This is a genomic window from Sporomusa aerivorans (assembly GCF_041428895.1).
GTDB lineage: Bacteria > Bacillota > Negativicutes > Sporomusales > Sporomusaceae > Sporomusa > Sporomusa aerivorans.
The window spans coordinates 548,739-574,569 of the sequence record NZ_CP156926.1; the positions used below are offsets into that span (position 1 = coordinate 548,739).

At 48.3% G+C, this 25,831-nt stretch carries 22 protein-coding genes; 19 read left to right on the top strand and 3 right to left on the bottom strand.

The annotated features are described in order from the left end of the window. Positions 1 to 97 precede the first annotated feature (97 nt). From SATMO3_RS02540 to dcuC, 7 genes are all read left to right on the top strand, one after another. Complete coding sequence (locus tag SATMO3_RS02540; protein WP_371377042.1) at positions 98 to 1,441, top strand: MmgE/PrpD family protein; 1,344 nt, start codon at positions 98 to 100, stop codon at positions 1,439 to 1,441. Positions 1,442 to 1,506: 65 nt separating this feature from the next. Then, positions 1,507 to 2,697 carry a mandelate racemase/muconate lactonizing enzyme family protein gene (locus tag SATMO3_RS02545; protein ID WP_371377046.1) on the top strand — a complete coding sequence of 397 codons (1,191 nt, stop codon included), beginning with the start codon at positions 1,507 to 1,509 and terminating at the stop codon, positions 2,695 to 2,697. 94 nt (positions 2,698 to 2,791) lie between these two features. Continuing rightward, positions 2,792 to 3,685: a fumarate hydratase gene (locus SATMO3_RS02550; protein ID WP_371377050.1), complete on the top strand. Its 894-nt coding sequence runs from the start codon at positions 2,792 to 2,794 to the stop codon at positions 3,683 to 3,685. A gap of 3 nt (positions 3,686 to 3,688) precedes the next feature. Further along, positions 3,689 to 4,267, top strand: coding sequence for a FumA C-terminus/TtdB family hydratase beta subunit (locus SATMO3_RS02555; RefSeq protein ID WP_371377053.1), 579 nt, complete (start codon positions 3,689 to 3,691; stop codon positions 4,265 to 4,267). A gap of 62 nt (positions 4,268 to 4,329) precedes the next feature. After that, a complete protein-coding gene (locus tag SATMO3_RS02560; protein ID WP_371377056.1) occupies positions 4,330 to 5,298 on the top strand; it encodes a phosphoglycerate dehydrogenase in 969 nt (322 codons plus the stop codon). Positions 5,299 to 5,451: 153 nt separating this feature from the next. After that, a complete protein-coding gene (locus SATMO3_RS02565) occupies positions 5,452 to 6,138 on the top strand; it encodes a GntR family transcriptional regulator (protein WP_371377060.1) in 687 nt (228 codons plus the stop codon). 334 nt (positions 6,139 to 6,472) lie between these two features. Beyond that, a complete protein-coding gene (gene dcuC, locus SATMO3_RS02570; protein ID WP_371377063.1) occupies positions 6,473 to 7,849 on the top strand; it encodes a C4-dicarboxylate transporter DcuC in 1,377 nt (458 codons plus the stop codon). 488 nt (positions 7,850 to 8,337) lie between these two features. On the opposite strand, the gene SATMO3_RS02575 is transcribed toward dcuC, so the two are convergent. After that, positions 8,338 to 9,498, bottom strand: a complete 1,161-nt coding sequence (locus tag SATMO3_RS02575) for an MFS transporter (protein ID WP_371377066.1) — start codon at positions 9,496 to 9,498, stop codon at positions 8,338 to 8,340. A gap of 151 nt (positions 9,499 to 9,649) precedes the next feature. On the opposite strand from SATMO3_RS02575, the gene SATMO3_RS02580 reads away from it, so the two are divergent. Both SATMO3_RS02580 and eis read left to right on the top strand, forming a co-directional pair. After that, on the top strand, positions 9,650 to 10,537 hold the full coding sequence (locus tag SATMO3_RS02580) for a LysR family transcriptional regulator (RefSeq protein WP_371377068.1): 888 nt from the start codon (positions 9,650 to 9,652) through the stop codon (positions 10,535 to 10,537). Positions 10,538 to 10,652: 115 nt separating this feature from the next. Then, complete coding sequence (gene eis / locus SATMO3_RS02585) at positions 10,653 to 11,864, top strand: enhanced intracellular survival protein Eis (RefSeq protein WP_371377071.1); 1,212 nt, start codon at positions 10,653 to 10,655, stop codon at positions 11,862 to 11,864. A 175-nt stretch (positions 11,865 to 12,039) separates the two neighbouring features. On the opposite strand, the gene SATMO3_RS02590 is transcribed toward eis, so the two are convergent. After that, complete coding sequence (locus tag SATMO3_RS02590; protein WP_371377073.1) at positions 12,040 to 12,213, bottom strand: hypothetical protein; 174 nt, start codon at positions 12,211 to 12,213, stop codon at positions 12,040 to 12,042. A gap of 159 nt (positions 12,214 to 12,372) precedes the next feature. Further along, the gene (locus SATMO3_RS02595; RefSeq protein WP_371377076.1) at positions 12,373 to 13,230 is read right to left on the bottom strand and encodes a helix-turn-helix domain-containing protein; all 858 of its coding nucleotides are present in this window, start codon (positions 13,228 to 13,230) and stop codon (positions 12,373 to 12,375) included. A 340-nt stretch (positions 13,231 to 13,570) separates the two neighbouring features. Here SATMO3_RS02595 and SATMO3_RS02600 point away from each other — a divergent pair, with 340 nt between their 5' ends. The 10 genes from SATMO3_RS02600 (at position 13,571) to SATMO3_RS02645 (ending at position 25,675) form a co-directional block, all read left to right on the top strand. Continuing rightward, positions 13,571 to 14,551, top strand: coding sequence for a FecCD family ABC transporter permease (locus SATMO3_RS02600; protein ID WP_371377079.1), 981 nt, complete (start codon positions 13,571 to 13,573; stop codon positions 14,549 to 14,551). 19 nt (positions 14,552 to 14,570) lie between these two features. Further along, a complete protein-coding gene (locus SATMO3_RS02605; RefSeq protein WP_371377081.1) occupies positions 14,571 to 15,356 on the top strand; it encodes an ABC transporter ATP-binding protein in 786 nt (261 codons plus the stop codon). A gap of 50 nt (positions 15,357 to 15,406) precedes the next feature. Then, positions 15,407 to 16,162 (top strand): AAA family ATPase, encoded by a 756-nt coding sequence (locus SATMO3_RS02610; RefSeq protein ID WP_371377084.1) that lies wholly within the window; start codon positions 15,407 to 15,409, stop codon positions 16,160 to 16,162. Continuing rightward, positions 16,159 to 17,457, top strand: coding sequence for a nitrogenase component 1 (locus tag SATMO3_RS02615; protein WP_371377087.1), 1,299 nt, complete (start codon positions 16,159 to 16,161; stop codon positions 17,455 to 17,457). Before SATMO3_RS02610 ends, SATMO3_RS02615 begins: the two co-directional genes overlap by 4 nt. Then, on the top strand, positions 17,438 to 18,670 hold the full coding sequence (locus SATMO3_RS02620) for a nitrogenase component 1 (RefSeq protein ID WP_371377089.1): 1,233 nt from the start codon (positions 17,438 to 17,440) through the stop codon (positions 18,668 to 18,670). Before SATMO3_RS02615 ends, SATMO3_RS02620 begins: the two co-directional genes overlap by 20 nt. A gap of 538 nt (positions 18,671 to 19,208) precedes the next feature. After that, entirely contained in the window at positions 19,209 to 19,661 is a 453-nt protein-coding gene (locus tag SATMO3_RS02625; RefSeq protein WP_371377092.1) for a MarR family winged helix-turn-helix transcriptional regulator, read from the top strand. 192 nt (positions 19,662 to 19,853) lie between these two features. Then, positions 19,854 to 21,902 (top strand): heterodisulfide reductase-related iron-sulfur binding cluster, encoded by a 2,049-nt coding sequence (locus SATMO3_RS02630; protein WP_371377095.1) that lies wholly within the window; start codon positions 19,854 to 19,856, stop codon positions 21,900 to 21,902. A gap of 202 nt (positions 21,903 to 22,104) precedes the next feature. Next, positions 22,105 to 24,162 carry a TonB-dependent receptor gene (locus SATMO3_RS02635; protein ID WP_371377098.1) on the top strand — a complete coding sequence of 686 codons (2,058 nt, stop codon included), beginning with the start codon at positions 22,105 to 22,107 and terminating at the stop codon, positions 24,160 to 24,162. Between the two features lie 78 nt (positions 24,163 to 24,240). Beyond that, positions 24,241 to 24,819: a hypothetical protein gene (locus SATMO3_RS02640; RefSeq protein WP_371377101.1), complete on the top strand. Its 579-nt coding sequence runs from the start codon at positions 24,241 to 24,243 to the stop codon at positions 24,817 to 24,819. 82 nt (positions 24,820 to 24,901) lie between these two features. Continuing rightward, positions 24,902 to 25,675 (top strand): hypothetical protein, encoded by a 774-nt coding sequence (locus tag SATMO3_RS02645; protein WP_371377104.1) that lies wholly within the window; start codon positions 24,902 to 24,904, stop codon positions 25,673 to 25,675. The last annotated feature ends 156 nt before the right edge of the window (positions 25,676 to 25,831 follow it).

Sequence of the window (25,831 nt, forward strand, 5' to 3'; positions counted from 1 at the left end):
CATATTGACTTTGTTATTATATATAATATATTATATATAATATATTATAAGTTAAATTAGAAACTAAGATTAGTCAAGAACGAGAGGAGGATAGTGAATGAATAACAGACAGGCGGATCTTCAGGCGGGGGTAGCTGAATTTATTTCCGAACTCAAGTTTACCGATTTGCCAGCGGAAATTGTGGCAGACACGAAATACCGGATTTTGGACTGGATTGGCTGTGCGCTGGCAGGCATCCGCACTCAGCCGTCCCGGATTGCCGCCGCAATGGCCGGGGCTAACGGTGGCAAAGAGCAAGCTTCTATCTTGCGGGCGGGGATAAAAGTCCCGCTTGCACAGGCAGCGTGGGTTAACGCCCTGACCGGACATGTAGTTGAATTTGACGACGGGCACAGACAGGCGATTGCCCATCCCGGATCTGTTACTGTACCAGTTGCTTTGGCCGTTGCGGAAGGTTTCTCCAAATCGGGGAAGGAAATTATCACAGCCATTGTCGCCGGCTATGAGGTGTTAATCAGACTGGGTATTGCCGTAAATCCGTCGCATTATAAGGTTTGGCATACGACGGCGACGTGCGGGACTTTTGCGGCTGCAGCCGTTGCCGCTAATCTTCTTAATTTTGATAAAAACAAAACGCAAACGGCACTGGGGATTGCCGGGACAATGTCAGCCGGCCTGCAGGAGACATTTGGTACATACGCCAAGCCGCTTAATGTCGGGCATGCCTGCCAAAGTGGCATTCAGGCGGTGCTGCTGTCTGACGGGGGCTTTACCGGGCCTGAGGATATTATTGCAGGTAAAAAGGGATTTATCGTGGCAACATCTTCCGACCAGGAAATTAGATACCTGGAACAAATTAGGAACAAAGAATTTATGTCGAATACGGCCTTTTATAAAATGTACTCATCGTGCGGGCATACTCATTCGCCGTTGGATGCAATATTCTCAATCATGCGGGAACAGGAAATCAGCGTTGAGCAGATACAGGCCGTCGAAATTGCCACATATCGTATTTCAGTTGAACTGACCGCGCAACTAAAAAACGGCAGTGATGACGAGGCGAAGTTTTCCCTGCCGTACTGTATTGCCTGCGCGCTGCTGTTCCATAAGGTTACTTTGGATGAATTTACGGCAGATATACTAATAGACCCGCGGGTTATTGAACTCGCCCGCAAAATACAGGTCTTTGAGGATCCCGCAGCTACCCAGGCATTTCCTAAGCGTTTTGCCAAAGTCACAATTACTATGCAAGACGGCAGGCGCATCGACAAGCAGGTTACCGCAGCGAATGACATTCCTCAATACGACAGTCTTGAACAAAAGTTTATTTCGCTGGCTGTGCCCGGTGTTGATCAGCAAACGGCGCAGGAAATTAAGCAACTGGTTTTAAAAATGGATGAACTCGAGGATGTAAGCGCGCTGATAAAATACTTGCAGTAAGCGGAATTAGGTTATGAGCCTTTAGGATCAATATATGATACAAAATGAGAAGGGGATGGGGACAAGTGAAAATTACAAGCGTGGACATTATCGACGTAGCCAATGACCTTCAGTCATCTACCAGCAAATGGAGACCTGTCGTTGTCAGGATTAATACTGATGAAGGCATTTGCGGCTTTGGTGAAGTAGGCATGGCTTACGGGGTGGGAGCTTCGGCCGGCCTCGGCATGGCCAAAGATTTGGCCCAAATCATTATCGGTATGAATCCAATGCAAAACGAAGCAATCTGGGACAAAATGCAAAAGAAAACATTCTGGGGGCAAGGCGGCGGTACCGTTGTATCCGCCGGGATGAGCGCCATTGATATTGCATTGTGGGACATTAAGGGAAAAATGTTAAATGTGCCGGTATATGAACTGCTGGGAGGCAAATGCCGTGACAGCGTCAGGACATATGCCAGCCAATTGCAGTTTGGCTGGGGCAAGGCCAAAGCGAAATCCATTCTGGTCGAGCCGCAGCAATATGCGGATGTGGCCCTGCAAGCGGTGGCCGACGGCTATGACGCAGTTAAAGTTGATGTTAATGAAATGGACGAGTTTGGTAATGTGAAGAAACGTAACCTGTGCGGGCCATTATCGGCCAAGACGCTGCGGGTTGGGTATGACCGCCTGAAAGCGATGCGGGAGGCAGTGGGACCTGATGTTGACATTATTGTCGAAGCGCACGCGCTTACCGATACTACCTCCGCAATAAAGTTTGGCAAAATGATCGAGGAACTGGATATTTTCTTCTATGAAGAACCTGTTATGCCGTTAAATCCCAAACAGATGAAAAAAGTTGCGGACAATGTGGACATTCCCATTGCCGCCGGCGAACGGGTTTATACCCGCTGGGGCTTCCGGCCGTTTTTGGAAGACGGATCGCTTGACGTTATTCAGCCGGACCTCGGCACTTGCGGCGGCTTCACCGAAGGTAAAAAGATTTGTGATATGGCCCATGTTTATGACATGACCTGCCAGGTACATGTTTGCGGCGGACCAATCATGACGGCTGCTGCGCTTCATCTCGAAGCCGCCATTCCCAATTTTGCCATCCACGAACTGCACCGGTACGCTTTGCTGGAGGCCAATACCAAGACCTGCAAATACAACTATTTGCCGCAAAACGGTGTATATGAAATACCTGATCTTCCCGGTATCGGGCAGGAACTCACAGAGGAAGCAATCAAGGCTTCCGATGTTATCACTGTAAAATAATCAGTAACCAGACTGGGCTGTTTTTCAACTGCAGGCAATAAACAATCAGGCAGCAGGTATAGACAGAACCGGTTGGCAAGGAGTGTGAAATTCTGTGGCAAGATTTAATATAACCTACGAAGAAGTATACAATTGGGTCAAAGAAACCTGTTCGCATGTTTCTCCCGACAGTCTGATACTGCTGAAACAGGGCCTGGCCAAAGAGACCAGTGAAAGCGCCAGGGCGATGCTATCATCCATGCTGGAGAATGTGGAGATGGCGGATAAAGAGGATAAGCCTGTCTGTCAGTCGCCGGGATTTCCCACCGTGTATTTCAGCTATGGCAGTACGGAAGGTCTGGATCTGCTTAGTCAATATGTGCCTAAGGCAATGGTAGAGGCAACCGGCAACGGTTACGCGCGCCCTAGTATCGTTCACTCGCTGACACGGAAAAATCCGGGAAACAATTCCGGTGATGGCGTTCCCAATATGGAATATTTGTATTGCCCCGGCCAGGAATATATTGAAATGGTAATGAGCTTTAAAGGCTGTGGCGCCGAATTGGGCAATGTCTATAAGACCATGACTACAGCGCAACTGGGCAGTGATTATAAGGGACTCAAAACGCTCGTCTATGAAACTGTGATCAACGCCGGCGGCATGCCCTGTCCGCCTTCGGCAATCGGCATCGGCATCGGCGGGCAGATGGATGTCGCCTCTAAATTGAGCCGGAGAGCCATCAGTACCCGCGACTGGCGGGATAACAATCCGGATTCGCTGCTGAATGAGCTGGAAGAAGAATTACTGGTCAATATCAACAAGCTGGGACTCGGCCCTGCCGGCATCGGCGGCAATACGACCTGTCTGGCGGTAAAAATCGGCATGGCGGCAACGCATACGGCCATCTGCCCGGTAGCCATCAACTTCCATTGCTGGGTTGCCAGAAGAATGGGTGTTCGCATCTATCCGGACGGACGGCGTGAATATTTGTTTGGCAAGGGGGAGTAGCAGATGGCGACATATGAATTGAATATACCGCTGCAAGACGCCGATGTTGAAAAGCTTCATGTCGGCGATACAGTATACATCACCGGTACCGTGTTTACATCACGCGATATGGGGCATTTAGAGATCAAGAAATTATTGCAGGAAGGCGGCAAGCTGCCGGTCGATTTTGCCGGGAGCGTTGTATTCCATGCCGGTCCGGTTTTGAAAAAAACGGAAAGCGGCTGGGACATGGTGGTTGTTGGCCCGACTACCAGCATGCGTATGGAGCCCTATGCGGAAATGGTCGGGCAGTTAGGCGTCAAAATGATCGTTGGTAAAGGCGGTATGCGTGACGACAGCCTGAAAGCCTTTCAAAAGTATAAGCAGGTTTATCTGCAGGCAGCGCCGGGATGTGCTGTAAAACATGCTGCCGCCGTACGGGAAGTCGGCGGCGGATACTGGCTGGAAAAAGGCATGCCGGAAGCCCTGTGGCTGCTTAAAGTTGAGAAGTTTGGTCCGTTTGCAGTTACCATGGATGCACATGGCAAGAGCATTTACCAGGATATTAAAGAAAAAGCTTTCAAAGTAATGGAAACTTTTTAAATGAGTCAGAGCCTGCAGCATGTATCTTGCTGCAGGCTCTTTCTAAAAGGAGGAGTGTTATTGTGACAAAACGGGTTTTGGTTACCGCTATGTCCTTCCGGCGCTCGGCGGAAGGCTTGGCTTTATTGAAAGATAACGGCTTTGATGTCGTTTTAAGCCCGTATGAGCGGCCGTTACAGGAAGCGGAGATGCTTGAGCAGCTGGACGGAATTGCCGCAATTGTGGCAGGTAATGATGCCATAACGGAAAAAGTAATTGCCGCCGGGGCGCCTGAACTTAAAATAATAGCCAGAAGCGGCGTGGGGTATAACACCATAGATGTAGCCGCCGCACAACGCTACGGAGTGGCGGTTACCAATACTCCGGGTGCAAATACCCGGTCAGTTGCGGAATTGGCAGTAGGCCTCATGCTTTCCCTGGCAAGAAATATTCCCCGGCTCAATGAACGGATGCATAACCGGGAGTGGCCCAAAAGCGTGGGAACGGAACTGGGGGGCAAAACTCTGGGGATTGTCGGTACAGGCAATATCGGCAGGGAAGTCATCCGGCGGGCGGCTGCATTTGAAATGAACATCATAGCGTTTGATATGCATAGGTGCGGTGACCTTGTTGACAAGTATGGAGAAATCTACCGCTCCTTGGATGAGGTGTTTGCCGAGTCAGATTTCCTATCTCTGCATGTTCCGGCTATTCCCGGGACCGTCAATATGGTTAATAAAACCACACTCAAAATAATGAAGCGTTCGGCTTATCTGATTAATACCGCCCGGGGCGAATTGGTTGTGGAGAAGGATTTGGCCGAGGCCTTGCAGGCCGGAGTTATCAGCGGCGCCGCTCTGGATACTTTTGCTGCCGAGCCTTTGCAACATGACAGCAGCCTGTTTGCATTAAACAATGTAATACTTACGCCGCACTTAGGGGCAAGTACCGGCGATTCAGCCCAAAGAGTCGGTTTAATGGCAGCAGAAGAAGTGATCAGGGTATTGTCAGGCATCGCACCCTATTTTCCTGTCAAACCGCCGTTACTATAGAAAATAGTGTTTGCCGCGCCTCTTTATTGCTGCCGTATTTTGTAAAAAATTGTGAACTGGCATTGACGCTGCGTAAAATATATTATATATTTACTTCATGCTTACAATAATTAAGTTTTAGGATATAAATAATCGTACTTGAGGTGTGAGACAATGCCAATTTCGCCTATGACAAAATCAGCGTCTGTCTATCAGGAAATAAAGAGGAAGATTTTAGACGGGATACTGGAGCCAGGCACTCATCTGGTGATAAAACAAATCGCGACAGAATACAATATCAGCGACATCCCTGTTCGTGAAGCGTTGAAAGAACTAAGTGTTGAGGGATTAGTTGAAACCATACCGCATGTTGGCTCCAAAGTCACCGGTATTTCGCCTAAAAAAATCAAGGATATGCTGCAGGTAAGGGAGTGCCTGGAGCCGTTTGCGGCCGAGCTTGCGGTGATAAATGCCGACCAGCGCCTGATTGATAAGCTCGAAAGCTACGTCACTGAGATGGCCGTAGCTTTTGAAAAAAATGACATACAAAAGTACGGAGAGATCAACAAGGCTTTTCATCGCTTGATAATAGAAGCGAGCGACAATCAAATTTTGATCGATGCAATATTCGATATGATGGAATCTGAGAAAAGAATGCGCATGGTGTTTCAAATATTCCCCAGTATTCTCCCGGATTCTTTTAAAGAGCACCATGAAATGCTCACCTGCTTCCAGGAGAAAAACCCGGTTGCTATGCGTGAGCTAATGTATGTTCATAAAAAAAGGTCATTTGATAAAATGAGAAAGTACTTTCAGGTTGAAGATACAGGCCCGGTAATGCAGCGGGAACCTCAACACTGAAGAAACAGGCGGGAAGCGAAATAAGACTTTCCGCCTGTTTTTTTTTGTGGAACCGGAAATATAAACATGCCTACTTTCGCCATTATTAACAGGAGAAGCAGAGACACTTTAAATTGAAGTTTCAGAATATATATTGACTTTGAAATATATATAATATATTATATATAATATATTATATATAAAACAGAAGTTTCAGTAATGGGTAGTAGGCAGATGTTTTTTACTGGGCTATGTCGAATAAAGGGGGGAGTAGCAAGCAAAAGGTATCGGATCTTTTATCAAACTATGGAACGGAACATGTTTTGATCTACTATTACAGCAAGGAGGATATGGAATGTTAGGAATTATGATAGCTTTGCTTGTGACGGTCTGGGTTAGCTACATGCTGATTAAAAAGTATAAGCCCCAAGCCATATTGCTTTTGGCAGGTATTACTCTTTTGCTTTGTACGGCTATTTTTGGCCTGGGGACACTCGTGCCTGCGAAACAATCAACCGGACTGATTTGGTTTGATGTATTTGAAGCTATTAAGGGCCTTATGAGTAATCGCCTGGCAGGCCTGGGCTTGACGATTATGTCCATTGGCGGTTTTGTCAGGTATATGGAAAAATGCGGCGCCAACCGGGCGCTGGTTGAATTATCGGCGTATCCGCTTAAACTGGTGCGTTCGCCAATGCTTGTAATGATGCTGGGATATTTGATCGGCCAGGTGGTTGACGTGTTTGTTCCTAGCCACGCCGGCCTGGGATTGCTGCTAATGCTAACCATGTATCCCATTCTGGTTAAAGCCGGAGTCAGTAAGCTAACGGCCGTTGCAATTGTCGCTACCGCGAAGTTCACAGATATCGGTCCGATATCTTCGAATGCAATTCTGGCAGCTCATAATGCCGGCCTGGACCCGGTTACATATTTTATAAAGTGGCAGTTGCCTGTTGTAATACCGTCCATCATCGTAGTTGGTATTGCGCACTATTTTGTGCAGCCCTGGTGGGATAGACGGGAAGCGCAGGCGGACATAACAACCCAGGAAACACCTCCGGAAGAAAAAAATACGGTGCAGGCGGAAGTGCCGCCGCGTATTTACGCAATTTTGCCAACTTTGCCTTTAATATTGGTAATCTTGTTCTGCCCTCTTTTTATCAAGTCAATTAAAATGGACCTTATTACCGCGATGTTAATTTGTACAGTTATTACCATGATTTTTGAATACATTCGCCTGCGACAAGTTCGGCTGGTAATGGATAATATTATGACTTTTTTCGAAGGCATGGGAGCACAATTCACTGCAGTGGTGTCTTTGATTATATGCGCTGAAGTATTTGGTATGGGTTTAGTTAAAATCGGCGCGGTGGATAGCTTAATCCAAGCAGCTCAGTCGGCCGGCTTTGGCTTGAAGTCAACAGTCCTGGTAATTTCTGTACTGATGGTTTCGTTTTCTTTCCTTATGGGTTCAGGCAATGCATCCTTTTTCGCGTTTGCCGGCTTGGCTCCTAAGATTGCCGCCAACCTGAACGTAGAACCGGTATTAATTTTACTGCCGATGGAAATTACCTCCGGTTTTGGACGGTGCATGTCACCAATAACCGCAGCTATTGTAGCGATATCCAATATTGCGGGCGTATCCTCCTTCCAGGTGGCCAAACGCTGCGCGATACCGGTTTCTTTGGGACTTATCGCCAATATTATTACTACGTACATTTTGTTCTTATAACTGCTAATAGTTTTTCAGAGTACACACTGATTGTAGCTGACCTTTCGCTCTAATTACAGCTACTATACGGCCGAACCCTATAAGAGAAGCCCCATCTGTAACAGGATTATGTTACGGGATGGGGCTTAGTACTTGCATAGACTGTGTTAGCTTTATATGGTAGAAGAGTGTAGTTTATCTACCTGGAAAAATATGCCATACTGAGCGTGGCAGGTTGTCAGGGATGGTTAGCCACACCCTTTGAGAAAGGGGGTGGTGCTTTATGACCACATATGAGACGTTATCTTTTGCAGTCGCATTTGCTACGTTAATCGTATTGATCATAAAAAAGAAATAACCGCCCCTGCCAAGGTGAAGTGAACCCCTTTTATTAGACAAAAACAAGTCTACTGAAAGGGGTTTTTTCTATGCCTAAAAAGATGTACAGTACGGAATTAAAATTAGAGATTGTTCAAAAATATCTACAAGGAAGTGGCGGAGTCAAACACTTAAAGATTATCCATAGCTTCTTCAGGCTCGGGCGCTTTTCTCAGGGTAATGAGTATTCCCAGGATTAGCAAAAGGAAAGCGGCTAAATAAGGGAAGGTCGGGCTTAGTTCCTCGGCCATCAAGCCGGCGGCAACAGGCGCAATTCCTGCTCCCAGCCAGCGGACAAAATTATAGGCGCTGGAGGTGATATTGCGGGGATAAGGAGAAATATCCATCACATAGGTGGTAAACAGGGAATTATTCACACCGCAGGCAAGACCGGATATGATAATCAACGCCAGCTGTACCGTCTTGTTGTCAATTAAGTAAATGCCCAGGACGATAAAGGCAAAGACAACTAGACCCTGCCAGATCAGTTGCACTAACGGCGCTTTCTGCTCCAGGTAGTGGGAAAGCTTGGCGGAACCAAGCGCCAGCATAAGTCCCCAGGCAAAGAAAACAAATCCCAGTTCCAGGGCCGATAAGTGCAACAAGAGGGGTGAATACGCCAGAATGGTAAAAAAACCGAAATAATAGAGCATGGCAGCTACGGCAGCCTTCATAAACGCAGTATTGCGGAACAGGGCTGTGAGGTCCTGCAGTCCGTGCGTATGTTTCGTTGTGGATTGCGGCTGCCGTATGAGGAATAATACGCAGAGAAACGCGGCAAAGGCCAGAACGCTTGTGGCGGCGAAAGGGTAACGCCAGCTGATATCACCGAGTACTCCGCCTAACAAGGGACCTGCCGCCATACCCAGCCCGACGGCGGCTTCGAAAAGGCCGATTGCCACACTGGTACTGGGGGCGAAGGCAATGGTGATCGTCATCGCGGTGGCGAAAAACAGCGCATTGCTGAAGCCCCAGCCGGCGCGAAAAAGGGACAACTCCGGAATGGAATTGGAAAAGGCGCATAACATACTGGTGACAGATACTAAAAGCAGACCGGTGGTCATCACCGGTTTTTCTCCAAACCGGTTTGCCGCCAGACCGGCCGGCACCATGATAAAAGCCATGGTAAAGATATAAGCGGTAAACAGCATCTCTATTTCCCAGTGTTTGGCGCCAATCTGCTTGGCAATCACCGGCAATATAGGATCGACAACACCAATGCCCATAAATGCCAAGAAGGTGGCGAAGGCTATAATATACATAGATACAGTGTTTTTGGGTAGTCGGGACATTACAATCACTCCTTTAAAACGATGCTCCGGGCAATTTAGTGTTATGTCACTGCAGGGATAAGTAAAATTATACCGAATGTATTACTATATGAAAAATACTTATAAAATTAGTTTCCCATATATAAAAAATATGGATGTGGAGTGGTAGTCGATGGACTTGCGGCAGCTTAAGTATTTTTTGGTTATTGCCGAGGAAGGGCAGATAACAAGCGCAGCCAAAAGGCTGAATATGGCCCAGCCGCCGCTAAGCCAGCAAATGAAAATGCTGGAGAGTGAGCTGGGGGTGCAGCTGTTGGAACGCGGCAGCCGCAGCGTTCGCCTGACTGAGGCCGGGCAAGTGCTCAGGGACCGGGCGGAACAGGTCTTCGAACTCTTAAATACCACCCGCAGGGAATTGAAGGATTTTCATGCCGGAATACGCGGGACATTGTCAATTGGCACCGTAGCTTCTCTTGGTGTAGCACTTTTGCCGGCGTATATCAGGGAATTTCGTGAACAATACCCGCAAGTTACTTTCCAGTTGTGGGAAGGGGATACTCATCGCATTACCGAACTGCTCAAAAGCGGCGTTGTGGAAATTGGCATCGTCCGGTCAGCGCATGACGAGGAAATTTTTCATTCCATTTCCTTGCCCGCAGAGTCACTGGCAGCGGCGGTGCATCGGAAATTTGGCGATATTATTACTGATTCCCGGTATTTGTCCCTGGCGGACTTAAAAGCGCGGCCGCTGTCCATTCACCGCCGGATGGAATCGCTGATTTTACAATGCTGTATCCAGGCTGGTTTTGAGCCGGAGATCGTTTGCAAAGGGGATGATGTCCGCTCGCTACTGGCTTGGGCCGATCACGGCGTGGGTATTGCCCTGATACCCCGGTCGGCAGTCGACCTGGTCCCTACAGCCCATCTGCATTTTTATGAACTGGTTAATCCCCGGATTGAATTGCCGCAAACCGTTATCTGGCGCAAACAAGGGTATGTATCCGCGCAGGCGCGGGGATTTTTGCAAAAAATCACTGACATAGTTTCCGGTTCCCCCTGACAGTGACTTGTAGAGAATTACGCAAATAAACGTGAGCAAGCCAATAGAATTTGAATGACTCAAAAGAGCCGCCCCTTTGAGTCGCGGGCCCTTTGAACAGTGAAAGGAGATCTATATGAGCCGAAGAAAACAGTTAAAAATGAAACAGGTGGGAGTAGAGCATCTTGAGCAGTACAACCAACTGCTGCGCTATGTTTTTCAGGTAACCGATAACGTTCTGCATAAGGTCGGCTGGGAAGAACGGGATATCGTTCACGCCAAATCACCGGCTTTGGAACAGGCCAATGTGTGGGGCTGGTTTGACGGTGATAAATTAGTATCTCAGGTGGCGGTTTATCCTTTTCAGGTAAGGATTTTCAATAAAACTTACGACATGGGCGGACTTACCGGTGTCGGTACTTTTCCCGAATACTCAAACCAGGGCTTAATGCACAAATTGCTGTACCAGGCGCTGGAAAAGATGAGAGAGAACAAGCAGTCGATTTCCTACCTGTATCCCTACTCCATTCCTTACTATCGCCGCAAGGGCTGGGAGATTATTTCCGATAAAATAATCTTCGAAGTGAAGGATTATCAGCTGCCGAAAAATAAACAGGTTGCCGGCGAGGTTGAGCGGGTTGATATCGAAAGTGATGCCGTAAAAAAAGCGTATGAACGTTTTGCCCTGCAGACCCATGGGGCTATGCTTCGCCATGAATTGGCCTGGAATGAATACTGGCTGTGGGATCTGGATGATCTGATGGCCGCTGTATATTACAATGACGACGGGCAGCCGGACGGCTATGTTCTTTACTGGATCGCGGACGAGGTTTTTCATATTAAGGACATGATCTTCGTAAATGAAGAAGCCCGCAGCGGGCTTTGGAATTTTATCAGCGCTCATTTTTCCATGATTTCCAAGGTTATAGGCAATATTCATACCGATGAGCCGCTGGCGTTTTTGCTCGAGGACGCAGATATCAAGGAAATTATCTCTCCTTACTACATGGCCCGAATCGTGGATTTGCAGCAGTTTATTGACCAATATCCCTTTAAGCCGGATACAAGAGAACGGGAATGGACCTTTACGCTGGATGATCCGCTGCTTTCCTGGAACCAGGGGACCTTTACCCTGCGTATTTCGCCGGAGGGCAAAGGTGAAGTCGACCGAACTGCCGTGCGCAGCAGCTCAAGGATAGATATCAAAACCATGACAACCATGCTTTTGGGATACAAACGGCCGGATTACCTGCATAAGATCGGACGCATTGCCTGCAGTCCGGAAACGGTGGATATGCTGGAGGATGCGATAGAACAACAGACGCCTTATTTCTCGGACTATTTTTAAGCAAGAATATATAAGTGTGCGAACAATCATATAAGCACAAAAAGAACTGCCGCCTTACATCAAGGCGGCAGTTCTTTTTGCGAAGCAGGGGGACAGGGGCACTGTTTTTCTTGCTTTGATTGTTGCACAACTGTCAGCAGGAAATCGCGCAAGCGGCTGAAATGCCCATGTTGTATCAGGGCTGGTAGATGCTGAGTTGGCTAGCGTCTGCCATAAAAGGGTCTGCAGACATAGGAACTGGCAGGACCGCAATTCGGTTTGAAAGCAGGCTTACAAGAAGGATGACAGAGCGGGGCGCAATTGGGAATGCAGTTTGGCGAACAAAGCTGCCGAGCGAAATATTCATCATATAAATCCTCCCAATCAATAATCTCAGGATGGCTAAAGATTCTAACCAAGTTGTTCCCTCCAATAAAGTAAAGTTACATTACATAATATGCAGTGTTGGAGTTCTAAGTCATATCTGAAAACAGGGGGACAGGGATACTGCTTCCAGTCAGATCCGGCATTACTGAACCAGCCTGCAGCCTTGCCAGGGCAGCTTTTTCGTGTATTGGGGCGAAAGCTTGTATGCACTGGGACAAAAGCCGGTATGTTTTTTAAACAACTTACTGAAATAATAAGGATCGGAATAACCTACGCAAGCGGAAATTTCCGTTATTGAGCAGGCTGTAGTGCATAACAGCTCCCGGGCGTGCCGCAGCCGGAGCTCGGTCAGGTATTCAAGCGGCGCGGTACCGGCATATTTTTGAAATATGTAGGCGAACTGTCTGCTGTTTAAGCCATACTGACCGGCTAATTTAGCAACGGTAAGCGGTTCCATGTAATGATTTTTCATATACATTACAGCCTGCTCCACAAGTTCCCGGTCCTGTTGGCTGCAACGGATATCAGCGCAGGTTAGAATTTCATCCAGAATGCTAAAAAATAACGATTGGGACCGCAATGCCGACATATTGCCCGGCATGGTGCAAGCATTGTATAAGCGCTGCAGCAAATCCTGGACGCGCGTACTGCAGCCCGAATCAAGCTGATAGTGGGAAAATGCCTGGGGAAACTCATTTCTTGCACTGTCGTCAACCTGATAGTGGATGACCATATAATTCCATTCAGTACGCCCCACAACTTCCTTATCCAGAGCCATATTCGGACCGCAGTGAAAAATCTTTCCCGGCGCCATTTCGTAAGGGACACCGTCAAACAGCATTCGTGCCCGTCCTTTTAGGGGAAAAATCAAACCCGATACAGGCGGAGTGACAACACCAAAACTTTTTTTCCCCGGCGGTATGACCGCTCTGACAACATCAATAATCTGGAATTTGAAGCGGGAAAAGTTTCCCGCCAGTTGATGGATATCCACTTGCATTTTTGATCCTCCCTCGCAACCTGATAGTTCAGGAATTGTCTAATTTTCCAACTGCATGCGCTTCTAAAGTTTGTTTATCAGCGATGAAATAACGGCTGCAATTTTATTTAAGTAAAAACCATGGCAAGTGATAATTATTATCATTTGCTATAACTATAATAATTTTTGTCGCGGATGTCAAACGGTGAGAGCCTGTTTTGTACAACAATCCGGAAAATGTTTTTGAAATACCTCCATTACTTAGCTTCTTTTACCTGATAAACCGCTGATAGTTAAACTTTTTTCCTTGCAATATCTCCATTTACTCCACCTTTCTTACTTGGTATTCTATTTGTGCAACATGGCGGTGGTTATTGGCTGTGCGGCCTTATTAATGCTTTCCTTCATCATCAGTATGAACACAGGCTATACAAAACTTTCGCCGCCCGACACGCTCCGAATCCTGCTCGGCGGCGGTACAGACAGGGAGAATCTGATCCTGTTCGCTTTCCGCCTGCCCCGTATTGTACTTGCCGTCCTCATCGGCGCAGGGATGGCCTTGTCCGGCTGCATTATTCAGGGTATATCCCGGAACGGGCTGGCCGACCCCGGCTTGCTGGGAATCAACGCAGGTGCGGGACTGACGGTCATCTTGTACGTGCTGTTTTTCGGGGCGAATTCGTTTTTTTCAATCTTCACCCTGCCGTTTTTGGCATTGAGCGGCGCGGGCGTAACCGCATTCATCATTTATACATTGGCCTCTCAAAAGGGAGAAGGCGCCGCGCCGCTCAGCCTGATTCTGACCGGCGTGGCGGTGCAGGCGGGAATTTCGGCTTTGACTACCGTGCTGGCAGTGAAGCTGGATGATTCCCAGTTTGAATTTGTGGCAGCCTGGCAGGCGGGGAGCATCTGGGGCAGCAACTGGCAGTTTGTGCTGGCGCTGCTGCCCTGGCTAATGTTTCTCATTCCGTATGTACTGATGAAAGCCCGCGTGCTGGATGTACTGAATCTGGGCGACGATATCGCCTGCAGTCTGGGGGCAGCGGTGGAGCGGGAGCGACGCAGGCTGCTGGCCGCGGCGGTTGCCCTGGCGGCTGCCTGTGTGGCGGCCAGCGGCGGCATCAGCTTCGTAGGACTGATTGCGCCTCACCTGGCCCGGCGTTTGGTAGGACCAAAACACAGCCTGCTTTTGCCTGTTTGCGCGCTTACCGGCGCAGTACTGGTAAGCGCGGCCGATACAATCGCACGGGCCAGCGTGCAGCCGGCCGGAATCCCTACAGGCATCATGGTGGCGATCATCGGCGCACCCTATTTTCTCTATCTGCTGTCCAAGAGCAAATGACGACGAAAGGGTAATGAATATGAGCAGCATTCTCGCGCAAAAATTAACCGTCGCTTATGAGGAAAACCTGGTGGTGGACGAATTGGATCTTACGCTTCCCCAGGGGAAAATCACGGCGATTATCGGTCCGAACGGCTGCGGCAAATCCACCATTTTAAAAGCCGTGGGGCGTATCTTGCAACCCAGGAACGGTACGGTGTACCTGAACGGCAAGGACATCCGCCTGCTTTCCACACAGGAGGTAGCCCGGAAAATGGCGATTCTGCCGCAGTCCCCGCAGGCCCCGGCGGGGCTGACTGTGGGTGAACTGGTGGCTTATGGCCGCTTTCCGTACCAACGGGGGTTCGGGAAACTGAACCCCGAAGACAAAAAGATCATCGCCTGGGCGCTGGAGATGACGAAACTCACAGACGCTGAGCTCAAAGTGGTGGATACCCTCTCCGGCGGACAGCGTCAGCGGGTGTGGATTGCTATGGCCCTGGCCCAGCAGACCGATTTGATCTTGCTGGATGAGCCGACCACCTATCTGGATTTGGCTTACCAGCTGGAGGTTTTGGAGCTTTTGTACCGGCTGAACCGGGAACAGGGCAGTACGATTGTTATGGTGCTGCATGATCTAAACCTGGCGGCGCGGTTTGCCGACTACCTGGTAGCTGTTCGCGGCGGGCGTATCATCCGGCACGGTACGCCTGCAGAAGTAATGACCGCCGAAGTGTTGCGGGAAACTTTCCGGATTGAGGCAAAGCTCGTAACCGAGCCCCGCACGGGCCGGCCGGCCTGCGTTTCCTATGATTTGATAAAGTAGACTTAGCTTCAGGCTAAAGGAGAACATCTCTACATGAAGGAAGGTGCGAAATGAAAAAAATAGCAATCTACGGCAAGGGCGGCATCGGCAAATCCACCACCGTATCCAACTTGTCGGCGGCGATGGCCGCTATCGGGCTCACTGTACTGCAGGTCGGCTGCGACCCCAAAGCCGATTCTACCCGCAATCTGACCGGCGGGACAAGCATTGCTACGGTTCTGGAAATCCTCCGGAAAAGTGGCGATGTGGAGCTTGACGACCTTGTGGTAAAAAGCAGCACAGGTGTGCTGTGTGTGGAGGCGGGCGGACCTGTTCCCGGTGTGGGCTGCGCCGGCCGCGGCATAATCACGGCCTTTGAGAAGCTGGAGGAACTGGACGCCTACGGTGTGTACAAGCCGGATGTAGTGCTGTACGACGTGCTGGGTGATGTGGTGTGCGGCGGCTTTGCCATGCCGATCCGCGGCGGCTATGCCGATGAAGTGTGTATTGTTACTTCCGGTGAAATGATGTCGCTCTATGCGGCGGCTAATATCGCCCATGCGGTCAAGAGTCTCGGCAAGCGCGGCTACGCCTCGCTGCGGGGGCTGATCTTAAATGCTAAGAACATTGAGGGCGAAAGTGAACTGGTGGACAAGGCGGCGGCGGAGCTGGCCGCGCCGGTCATTTACCGCCTGCCCCGCGATCCCTTTGTGCAGCAGGCCGAGGCGCAGGGGAAAACCGTAGTGGAGGCTTTTCCGGCTTCCGCTATGGCGGCGCATTACCTGGCGCTTGCCAGACTGCTGCTTAAAGGAGCCAAAACGCCATGAATGAACTGAAACACCTGAAACGCCTGTCGGCTGTGAAAGCTAGCACCGGCATAAGATTCCTGACGCCGGCCGTTTTTCCCGGCTGCCACTGTCCCATGCGCATGGCGTCGGTGATCGTGGAAAATGTCCCGGGGTTGTCCTCTTTGTTGGTGGGGATGCCGGAGTGCGCGACGCATTCGCGACTTTTCAGCCCTCATCCGGAAGGCAGGTATGGCGAACTGCACTGGCTGTATGTCCTGAACGCGCAGGAGGTGGTATTCGGCTGCCGGGAAGGACTGATAGCTGCCCTCCGGGAAATGGACAAAGCCGGAGCAAAGGCCATTCTGCTGATTGTCACCTGCGTACCGGAACTGATTGGGGAGGATCTGGCAGGAATTCTGCATGAAGTGCAGCCGGAATTGTCGGCGCGCATTACCTTCGTAATGCTGGCCCAGTTTAAGAACGTCAGCTATCCGCCCGGTTTGTGGAAAACGATGGAGGCGCTGGGAACACTGATGGCCGCCGGGGCAACCGATGCGGGCCGTATTAACGTACTGGGCCGTGCCCCGGAGGAAGATCATATCCCTCTGCCGTCTTTATTCCCTGAACTCATGCGGCGCGGCCTTGCGTTGCGCTACCTGGCCCCCGGCGCCTCGCTGCAGGATTTCCAAAACGCGCCGGACGCCGCCCTGAATCTGGTGGTTTCTCCCTTCATGCAGCCGCTTGCCGCTAAAATGGAACGGGAGTTTGGCATACCGTATATTGCCCTAAACAATCTGTACGATGTCGAGAGCACCGGCAGGGCTTACGAAGAGATTGCGAAGCGCTTCGGCTTTTCCTGGGGCGAGGCATTTGCAAAAGAACGGCAACAGGCGCTCGAGTTCGAGGAGCAGGCCAAAGAAAAGCTCAAAGGGCTCAGATATATACTATCTCCCCGAATTGACATGCCGGTTGCGCTGGCAGTTTATCTTACCGGCCTTGGCATGGAACCGTTGCTCTTGCATCTGGAGGACTGTTATCCGGAGGACAGGGCCCACGTGAAAAGGCTTGTTTCCCTGGGGTATGACCCCTGGGTTTGCCGGATGGTGAATGCGGAGGCGGATGTACCGGTTCTGGCCAAGCTGGCGCCGGATATCTGCTTTGGTTATTTGCCGGCTACCAAAGCGACTCCCTGCGTGCCGGATATGTTTGATTTTTACGGACAAGTGGGCTATGGCCGGACAAGTAACCTGCTAAAAAGAAGCTTGGGCGTATTGGCCGATAGGGACGTATCAGAAGAAAAAAGGAGGGTTCAACATGGGGCTGCACCGGTTTAAGCCGCTGCCTTCGGGACGTATGGGCATTCTTTGGACACTGGCCACCATTCGTGACGCCGCTCTTATCGAATTCGGCTGCATGGGACACATGCTTTACAGCGGCGTCACCCTGAAACGAGCGGGAGTTCATGACGCCTGCAAGCTTTACTCCACGCACATCGACGAAACGGATATCGCCCTTGGCGGCACAGAGCGGCTTAACCATACTATTGCCGCTGTCATACAGCGCGACCAGCCCCGCGTAATTTTTCTGCTGCCTTCTTCTATCCCTGAGGTGATCGGAACGGATATTCTCGCCCTCTGTGAGGAATTGCAGCCGGAGTATCCCGGCGTTCGCCTGCTGCCGTTCGGCTACGGCGGCTTTGACGTCAGCCAGCATCGCGGCGTACAGGAGGCGTTGTTGCTGCTGGCTAAAACGCTGCCCTTAGCTATGAAACGGACGCCGCAGCCAACCTTTAATATCATTGGCTCCTGCGCCGATCTGTTCCGTTTCCAGGCCGACGCGGGCGAGCTGGTTCGCATTATGAAAGGTGCGTTCGGTATGAAGCCGCTGTGCGTGCTGACCTCGGACACAGCCATTGCAGATATTGAAAACCTGGGCGGCGCACATGTCAATCTGGTTATACGTCGCGAGGGCGAACCCACCGCCAGGCACCTGCGAGAACGCTTCGGGACACCGTATCTTGCGGGACGGCCGTATGGTATTGACGGAACTATGCGGTGGCTGGAGGAAATTGCGCAAATATCCGGACTGACTGCCGATGACGCCTTCCTAAATGCAGAGCGGGAATTCTCCCGGCGACAGCTTGCACCCGTAATGCCCTCCTTCCGAAACATCGTACACGCCCACCCGGAGGAAGCTGTATTAGCTTTAGGCGGCCATGCGGACGTGGTCAGGGGCATTCTTTCCTTTGGCTGCGGCGAACTGGCCCTTATCAAGGGCAGCTGCTGGTGCGACTGCCCTGATATGGGAGACGCAGACATTCCCTATTTCTCTGAAGATGAATGGACAAAAGCGGTGCAGGCCCATAAAAAGGGTTATCTCATGGCCAGCGGCGAGGCGCTGGCGTGGACGGGCCGCAATCCGGAACTGCAAATCGCCAATCCTGACACCAAATGGCGCCTGCATCCCTATGAACCGCCGCTGGTAGGTTTTCGCGGCGCAGTACAGCTGGCAAATCTGTGGATCAACGAGGACTGCCAGAAAGTATAAGTTTTGAGAGCTGCGGAGGCCTTGGTGAAATATACATAATGGCATGCCAGGATGTCGTGGACGGCTGGCAACCCCCCTTTTTTTTGAGAAAGGGGGGTAATATTGATTAATAGAATCTGGATGAAACAGAAACTTAACGGATAGTAACCGTAACTTACCCAATTGGGTGAGTCATGGTTATTTTATTTGTCTTTGCTCACTCTTAAAAATATTTTACAAAAACATGGAAGGAATTTTATAATCCATGTAGAATCGTAACAACCAACAAAAACAAACAAAAACTAACAAAAAATAAAAAAAATATATATTTATATATTTTTTGGATCGTTTATATTAGTGAATGATTTCGAGAACTATCTATTAATGGTTTGATTTGTCATTAAGTCGCAATGATCCTGATTTATAAACTAACATAAACAAATTAAATGCTACTTTCTGCCGCGTCATAGCGGGAATGCATCATTCGTTTTGTAGAAGATGAAGTATTAGGCTCACTGTTTTGTTTAGTATAACTAACTAATTTTCCTGAGGTGATTCCTTGTCGCAATATGACAAAACCGAGCGTTTATACACTTTGATTCATAAAATTAACCGCAAACTGCGAAACCCGAAATTCGAATCGACAGACCAGCATATACTACCGCCTGTTACAAAGGTTCAGTGGTGGATATTGAAGGCTGTACGGGAACGGAAGCAATGCACTGCCGGGTTCCTGGCGAAAATGATAGGTGTTCGTCCCAGCACTATGTCGCAAATGCTTGATCGCTTGGAAAAATCCGGTTTTATTAGCCGGTTTACAGATGCTGCCGACGCCAGAGTGCGGATAATATGCCTAACCGATAAAGGGCAAAACATATTTTACCGTACGGAGTCTAAATTTATCGAGAAACTGGCCGGTCCACTCGGGTATTTAACCCCGGAAGAACAGCAGGTCTTAATACTGCTAATGGAAAAACTGGCCAAGCATTTTCCGCAGCAAAATAATGACTGACGACCCTCCCGAGGCTGTGGAAAATGTCTGTGTCAATTGTTGGTAGGCAGGAAAATTGCAATTATTTAGTTAGTTTCACTAACTAAATAATTGCTAAAAAAAAGGATGTACTGGAGTGTATTACTGATTTTGTAATTTTGCTTGGATTTCCGTGAGGGTGCAAAAGAAGTGCTTATGAGGAGCTGAGAAATCTTGTGGTTAATAAATGAAACTAATACCAGAGAACTTAACGTAGTTATCTTTTTCTTAATGGCATTAACCTCAGGCGGATATTTCTTCTACGGAATTTTTCGCCGTTACCGTTTTACGCAATTAGGCAAAAGCGAAAACTGTCACAACCATCCTGCTGAACGGTGGAAATACTTCCTGGCTAATGTAGTTGCCCAAAGAAAGGTCCGGGAATATCCCCTATTTGGTTTGTTTCACCTGTTCATCGTGTTTGGCTTTCTGATTTTGCTGATCGGCATGCCGAATATGGTCAAAGAAGGGCTGTTTAACAGCAGCATTCACTATCTAGGAGATAATTATGGCTTTCTGTTTGTAAAAGATATCTGTAATGCTTTGCTCATCATTGGGGTGTTAGGGGCGGCAACCCGTAGACTGATCGGGAAACCGGAATGGCTGAAAAACAGTGTCGCCGATTTTGTCAAACTTGGCTTGATATTAACCATCGTGCTGACTGAAGTTGGCTTTCACAGTATCCGGTTTGCCTTAGGACAAGTCATGGATTTGACTACAGCTAATCCGTTGACTTTTGCTGGTTCGTATTTTTTTGCCAATGTTAATGAGGTTACATTACATAAGCTAACGCCTATTCTTTGGTGGACTCATTTCCTGGCTGTTTTTTCACTATGTTTTATCATTCCTAACTCCTCGCACTTACACTTGGTTTTTGCCCCTTTTAATACGTATTGGCATACTCTTGCTCCTAAGGGCGCTTTAAGTAAAATGCAACAGGGCGGCAACCGAAAAACAGTGTTTGGGGCCAACCACATGGAGGATTTCACCTGGAAGCAACTCTTTGATGCGTATGCTTGTGTAAAATGCGGACGGTGTAACGGTCAGTGTCCGGCGCAGCTAAGTGGTGAGGCGCTTAAGCCACGGGCCATAAATGGCCGGCTGCGGAAACATATCGAAATAAGAGCTCCCTTATTAATGGGAAAAAAAATTAAGACTATCACAAACCAAGAAACAGATGCGAAAACTAAAACAGATAAAAAGGCCAAGAAAGATAAATTCAAAAATAATCTGGCCGGGGGAGTGTTTGCACAGGAATTTATTTGGAGCTGTACAACCTGTAGGGCCTGCCTGGAGGCCTGCCCGGTGTCTATTGAACATATCCCCAAAATCATTGATATGCGCCGTTATTTGGTATTGACCGCAGGTAATATCAGTGAGGGCATGAAGCAAGTCTTTGCCGGGATCGCCGGACAGGGCAATCCTTGGGGGTATAGTCGCCAGAACGGTCTGCAATGGGCCGAAGGGCTGGCTGTACCTACTATTCAGGAAAATCCGCAGGCGGAATATTTATATTATGCCGGTTGTGCGGCAAATTTTAATGCTGCGGCGCAAAAAACAGCGATAGCTTTTGTGAATGTTTTAAAAGCGGCAAAGGTGAACTTTGCCGTCCTTGCTAGCTCAGAGTGGTGCTGCGGAGATACTGCCCGGCGGATGGGCAATGAATTCCTCTTCGAGCAGACAGTACATGATAATATTGCTGCCTGGAATAAGCTGGGGATAAAAAAAATCGTCACTACTTGCCCTCATTGTTTTAATACCTTGAGAAACGAGTATCCTCAATATGGCGGCGAGTTTAAAACAATACACCATACTGATTTTTTGGCGAGCTTACTTCAGGAGGGGAAGCTGGTGGCAAAGAAAGCTTTTGCTCAGGTGGTTGTATTTCACGATCCTTGCTATTTAGGGCGCTATAATGATTTATTCAGCCCGCCGCGGGATGTTATTAAGGCTATTCCTGAGATTCGGCTTACGGAAATGCCCCGCTCGCAGCAGCGAGCCTTTTGTTGCGGAGCTGGGGGCGGCCGGATTTGGACAACGCCAACAGCCAATCATTTGATCACCGGTAATCGCGTCGAAGAAGCTGTCGCAACCGGAGCAGCAGCAATCGTTACTGCCTGTCCGTTTTGTAAAATGATTTTCTCTGAAGCAGTTGAAGCGGAAGGCTCTCATAACAGAATTAAGGTTTTGGATATCGCTGAAATTTTAGCATCCAGTCTATGATCCGGATTTAATTATTTAAGGCTTAGGCAGGATGCAGTACTGCATAGGGAGGGCGGCGGGGGGGCGTGGATAGATGAAGGGAGGGGATGTTGTATTTGTAGGGTAGGATACTTTGTAGGGTAGTTATCACGGGAAAGTTAAGAGATCAATGTACAGATTTGGATGCAATTAGGTAGTTTATGTTTATGGAGGGGGATAAGACATGAGAGAGGTACGAAAAGCAGCAGTTATAGCAAGTTTCATGGTGCTGTATTCCAGTTTTGCGTTTGTCGTAAACGCTGAAGAAGCCAAAGCCGATGATGCCGTTGCACTCGACGATGTTGTCGTGACTGACTCCAAGCTCAATCCACTTAAAATTCCAGTTAAAATGACTGTTATCACAGCTGAGGAAATAAAAGCAAAAGGGGCGCAAACTGCAGCTGACGCGCTGAAAGATGTAGCCGGTTTGTATGTTACCAGTAGTAATACAAAGGGGAAAAGCTATGCCCAATTCCGTGGCAGTGATGCTAATAGCACCAAAGTAATCGTTGACGGAGTGTTACTCAGTACAGTTGGTGACGGAAGGGCAGATTTATCAATTATACCTGCGGATAATATCGAGAAGATTGAGGTAATAAAAGGAGCTGCTCCTGTTATGTACGGGACCAACGCTCCTGGCGGAGTAATATTTATAACCACTAAAAATGGCGATAAGGAAAGCTCCGGCTCTATATCAGTAGCAAAAGGAAGCTGGGACACCGAGACATATTCAGCCTCAGTAAGCGGAGATACCGGCAAGGTTAACTATTATTTTGGGGTAAAAAAGCAAAGTACAGATGGCTATACAGACCACGCCAGTGAAAAATCAGAATACTTTAATGGAAAAATCCGCTGGACTCTTAATCCTAAAGCCTCGCTGACCGTATTTGGCTCGTATTTGGACACTGAAAAACAATTTCCTAACCGCATTGATGCAAATGGCAATATACTTAACTATCCTGGTCAAGGTGGTACTATCACTTCACGCAACAATTATTTTGGTGGCGGTGATAATCCCGGTACTACTTATAATTGGGCATATGATCCGCTTAAACAATCATATATCGGCGCAGTATATGCCCAGAAGCTAAACGATAACAGCGATCTCAGCCTGAAAGTTTATCAATCCAAGCAAACAAGTCTGCTCACTACTTCCGGTTATCAGCGTGTGGACTGGGATGGCACTGTAAATGGCTATGAATTGCAGCATACAATTAGAATAGGCCGGTCAAACACTGCTACGTGGGGTTATTCTTACGAGACCAGGGACTTTTCAGAGCTAACACCCAACGGTTCCGGCACAACTCCAAATGGTACATACAACCGTGGCGACTATGATTACACCGGCAAAAGCTTTTATGTCCAGGATGTGCTTAAGATCAACAATAGACTGGATGCCAGCTTTGGCTACAGACATAACGAAACCGATGACCGTATTACAGTAAGAACAACGGCATACACTCCGAACTATCAAGAAATAAAGGGCAGTTATTCTTCGGACGATCCGGTTTTCACTTTGAATTACAAGCTAAGCGACAATACAGCTTTACATGGCTCAATCGGGAAAAGCTTCAGATCGCCTAACGCAATGGAACGCTCTGCGCCCCTTAATGATCTTAATATTTTGCCTGAAGAAGCCCTTAACCGTGAAGTTGGACTGTCAGCCTCGACCAAATCCGGACTTGGATTTGACGTCACCTATTTTACCAGAGATATAACAAACATGATTAAAGGCAATGGAGCAGGCAGTGGGCGTACTCAGTATTACAATATACCGGATGTTGACATGCATGGCTTTGAGGCGGAGATTAGCAAAAAATTTGGCCGAATTAAAGGATTTGCAAATTACTCATATACAAATGCTTATGATACCCGGGTAAAAACACAGGTGAGTGATATTCCGTACCGCAAGTTCTCCTATGGCCTTAATTATGCAGGAGAAGATGGAATAAATGCATATCTGGCCGTCAATTACCTCGGCGAAAGACGAAGCATGTATAGTCAGGGCAATGGTAATGGCTCCGGTGACGGCAATGCAAGCGTAGGTGACAATGTCTGGGGGTCCTGGAAGAACAAGAGTTTGCCAGGATACCATGTCGTTGATCTAAAAGTCAGCAAAACCCTGCGTAATACCGAGTACTATGTCAAAGTTCAAAACCTGTTTGATAAATTGTATTACCAGGGGGCATACCTTGTCGCGCCCGGCCGGTATACAGAGGTCGGTACAACCATTAAGTTCTAATCATACCGGAACTATCAGTCCAAATAAGTGCCCGGAATTTTTTAATGGTATTGAGTCAGGCTGTTAAAGGGGATTTTGATGATGTTGGAAAAAAAGCAAACGGTTATTAGAAATAACTTTAGCATTTTCGGGATGTCTCTTACGCAAGCGTTGGTCGTTACTATTTTCGGAGTGATGGCGGCGATTGGGAGCATGGCCTTGAAATTACCTTTGCATATTCCAGGCCATCGGGGACTGTTTATTATGCTGGCATTAACTGCATGCTGTATTATGATCAGAAAACCGGGGGCAGGAACACTTGCCGGTTTTATTGGCAGTTTTGTTACGGTATTTGTAGCGCCAGGTGCCAAAGGGATTTTTGCTTTTTCTGATTATATGCTACCGGGAATAGTAATGGATGTGTTTGTAAGCCTAATTCCCATGTTGGTAAGTAAATGGTATATGATAGGAACTGCAGCCGGGTTAGCTCATGTATCGAAGCTTTTGGCTATGTATGTTTTGGGAATTACCTTGAATTTACCAATGACTTTTTTGTCTCTGGGGCTTGGTGCTGTATTATTGTCCCATTTGATTACCGGGTTTACAGGGGGGGCACTAGCCTATTTTGTATGTAAGAGAGTGGCTTTTTTAAGGAACATGTCTCTAAAATGGAAATAACCATTGGCTAAATAGGTACTGACTGAAATCGCAGCAGAATTCGTTAAGCACGAAATGCATTTTTAAGGTGGAGTTGTAAGCTATGCAAATCCTAGTGTGTATAGATGATACTGATAATCTGGACAGTAGAGGAACAGGGGAACTGGCGGAAATGATTGCGCATGCCGTGGAAAAACATGACTGGGGAAAATGCTCTTGGATTACACGCCACCAGCTGCTGCTTGATCCGGCTGTTCCGTATACCTCGCATAATAGCTCGATGTGCTTTAAAGCTGATATCAAAATTGAATATTTGCAGCCAATTATTGATTATGCAGCTGAGTTTCTGGAGCGGGAAAGTCAAGTGGATGCAAGTCCTGGCTTATGTGTAGTCGTTACTGATGAGTTTCTTGATACTAAGAGTCTGATAGATTTTGGCTACAAAGTAAAACGGGAAGTAGTCACAAAAGACGACGCATATCTCTTGGCTAAGAGGCTGAATGTTCATCTTTCCGAGCATGGCGGCAGCGGCCAGGGAATCATCGGGGCTTTAGCCGGAGCAGGTTTGCGTTTAGGTGACAATGATGGCTGGGTAAAGGGAAAAGTCGAAATTAATGTACCTAATAACATCATAAGTGTTCGCGAGCTTTGTTCTCACTCCGCTGTTGACAAGGTGAAAAGCCTGCATGGGGAATATCTGGGATGCTCTGAATTAATTTTATTGGGAAATATGGTTAAGCCGGTGCTTATGGCAGGTAAGGCAGTAGTTTTAGTCCATAAGCTAGATGGCGCTGATGGTCCAATTTTATGGACAACCTGTTCTAAGAAACAACTTAGTAACTTTGAGGAGCTGAGGACTCTTGTGGCGGATCAATGAACAAGGGGAAAAAGAGTTTAGTGGCGGCAAGCAGGACTGGGACCAAGCAGCTACTGCGGCACAAAGGTGCCGAGCCTTTCGGCCTGACGTTGATGAAGAAATGGTAGCAGATGAATCCATCTCTTGCTATAACTGCCGTCTGCGGCGTTGGACCAG

What these genes read in the sequence shown, in the direction of transcription:
- SATMO3_RS02540 (WP_371377042.1), top strand. Translation starts at nt 98, where the DNA reads ATGAATAACAGACAGGCGGATCTTCAGGCGGGGGTAGCTGAATTTATT.
- SATMO3_RS02555 (WP_371377053.1), top strand. Translation starts at nt 3,689, where the DNA reads ATGGCGACATATGAATTGAATATACCGCTGCAAGACGCCGATGTTGAA.
- SATMO3_RS02565 (WP_371377060.1), top strand. Translation starts at nt 5,452, where the DNA reads ATGCCAATTTCGCCTATGACAAAATCAGCGTCTGTCTATCAGGAAATA.
- dcuC (WP_371377063.1), top strand. Translation starts at nt 6,473, where the DNA reads ATGTTAGGAATTATGATAGCTTTGCTTGTGACGGTCTGGGTTAGCTAC.
- SATMO3_RS02575 (WP_371377066.1), bottom strand. Translation starts at nt 9,498, where the DNA reads ATGTCCCGACTACCCAAAAACACTGTATCTATGTATATTATAGCCTTC.
- SATMO3_RS02580 (WP_371377068.1), top strand. Translation starts at nt 9,650, where the DNA reads ATGGACTTGCGGCAGCTTAAGTATTTTTTGGTTATTGCCGAGGAAGGG.
- eis (WP_371377071.1), top strand. Translation starts at nt 10,653, where the DNA reads ATGAGCCGAAGAAAACAGTTAAAAATGAAACAGGTGGGAGTAGAGCAT.
- SATMO3_RS02590 (WP_371377073.1), bottom strand. Translation starts at nt 12,213, where the DNA reads ATGATGAATATTTCGCTCGGCAGCTTTGTTCGCCAAACTGCATTCCCA.
- SATMO3_RS02595 (WP_371377076.1), bottom strand. Translation starts at nt 13,230, where the DNA reads ATGCAAGTGGATATCCATCAACTGGCGGGAAACTTTTCCCGCTTCAAA.
- SATMO3_RS02600 (WP_371377079.1), top strand. Translation starts at nt 13,571, where the DNA reads ATGGCGGTGGTTATTGGCTGTGCGGCCTTATTAATGCTTTCCTTCATC.
- SATMO3_RS02605 (WP_371377081.1), top strand. Translation starts at nt 14,571, where the DNA reads ATGAGCAGCATTCTCGCGCAAAAATTAACCGTCGCTTATGAGGAAAAC.
- SATMO3_RS02610 (WP_371377084.1), top strand. Translation starts at nt 15,407, where the DNA reads ATGAAAAAAATAGCAATCTACGGCAAGGGCGGCATCGGCAAATCCACC.
- SATMO3_RS02615 (WP_371377087.1), top strand. Translation starts at nt 16,159, where the DNA reads ATGAATGAACTGAAACACCTGAAACGCCTGTCGGCTGTGAAAGCTAGC.
- SATMO3_RS02620 (WP_371377089.1), top strand. Translation starts at nt 17,438, where the DNA reads ATGGGGCTGCACCGGTTTAAGCCGCTGCCTTCGGGACGTATGGGCATT.
- SATMO3_RS02635 (WP_371377098.1), top strand. Translation starts at nt 22,105, where the DNA reads ATGAGAGAGGTACGAAAAGCAGCAGTTATAGCAAGTTTCATGGTGCTG.
- SATMO3_RS02640 (WP_371377101.1), top strand. Translation starts at nt 24,241, where the DNA reads ATGATGTTGGAAAAAAAGCAAACGGTTATTAGAAATAACTTTAGCATT.
- SATMO3_RS02645 (WP_371377104.1), top strand. Translation starts at nt 24,902, where the DNA reads ATGCAAATCCTAGTGTGTATAGATGATACTGATAATCTGGACAGTAGA.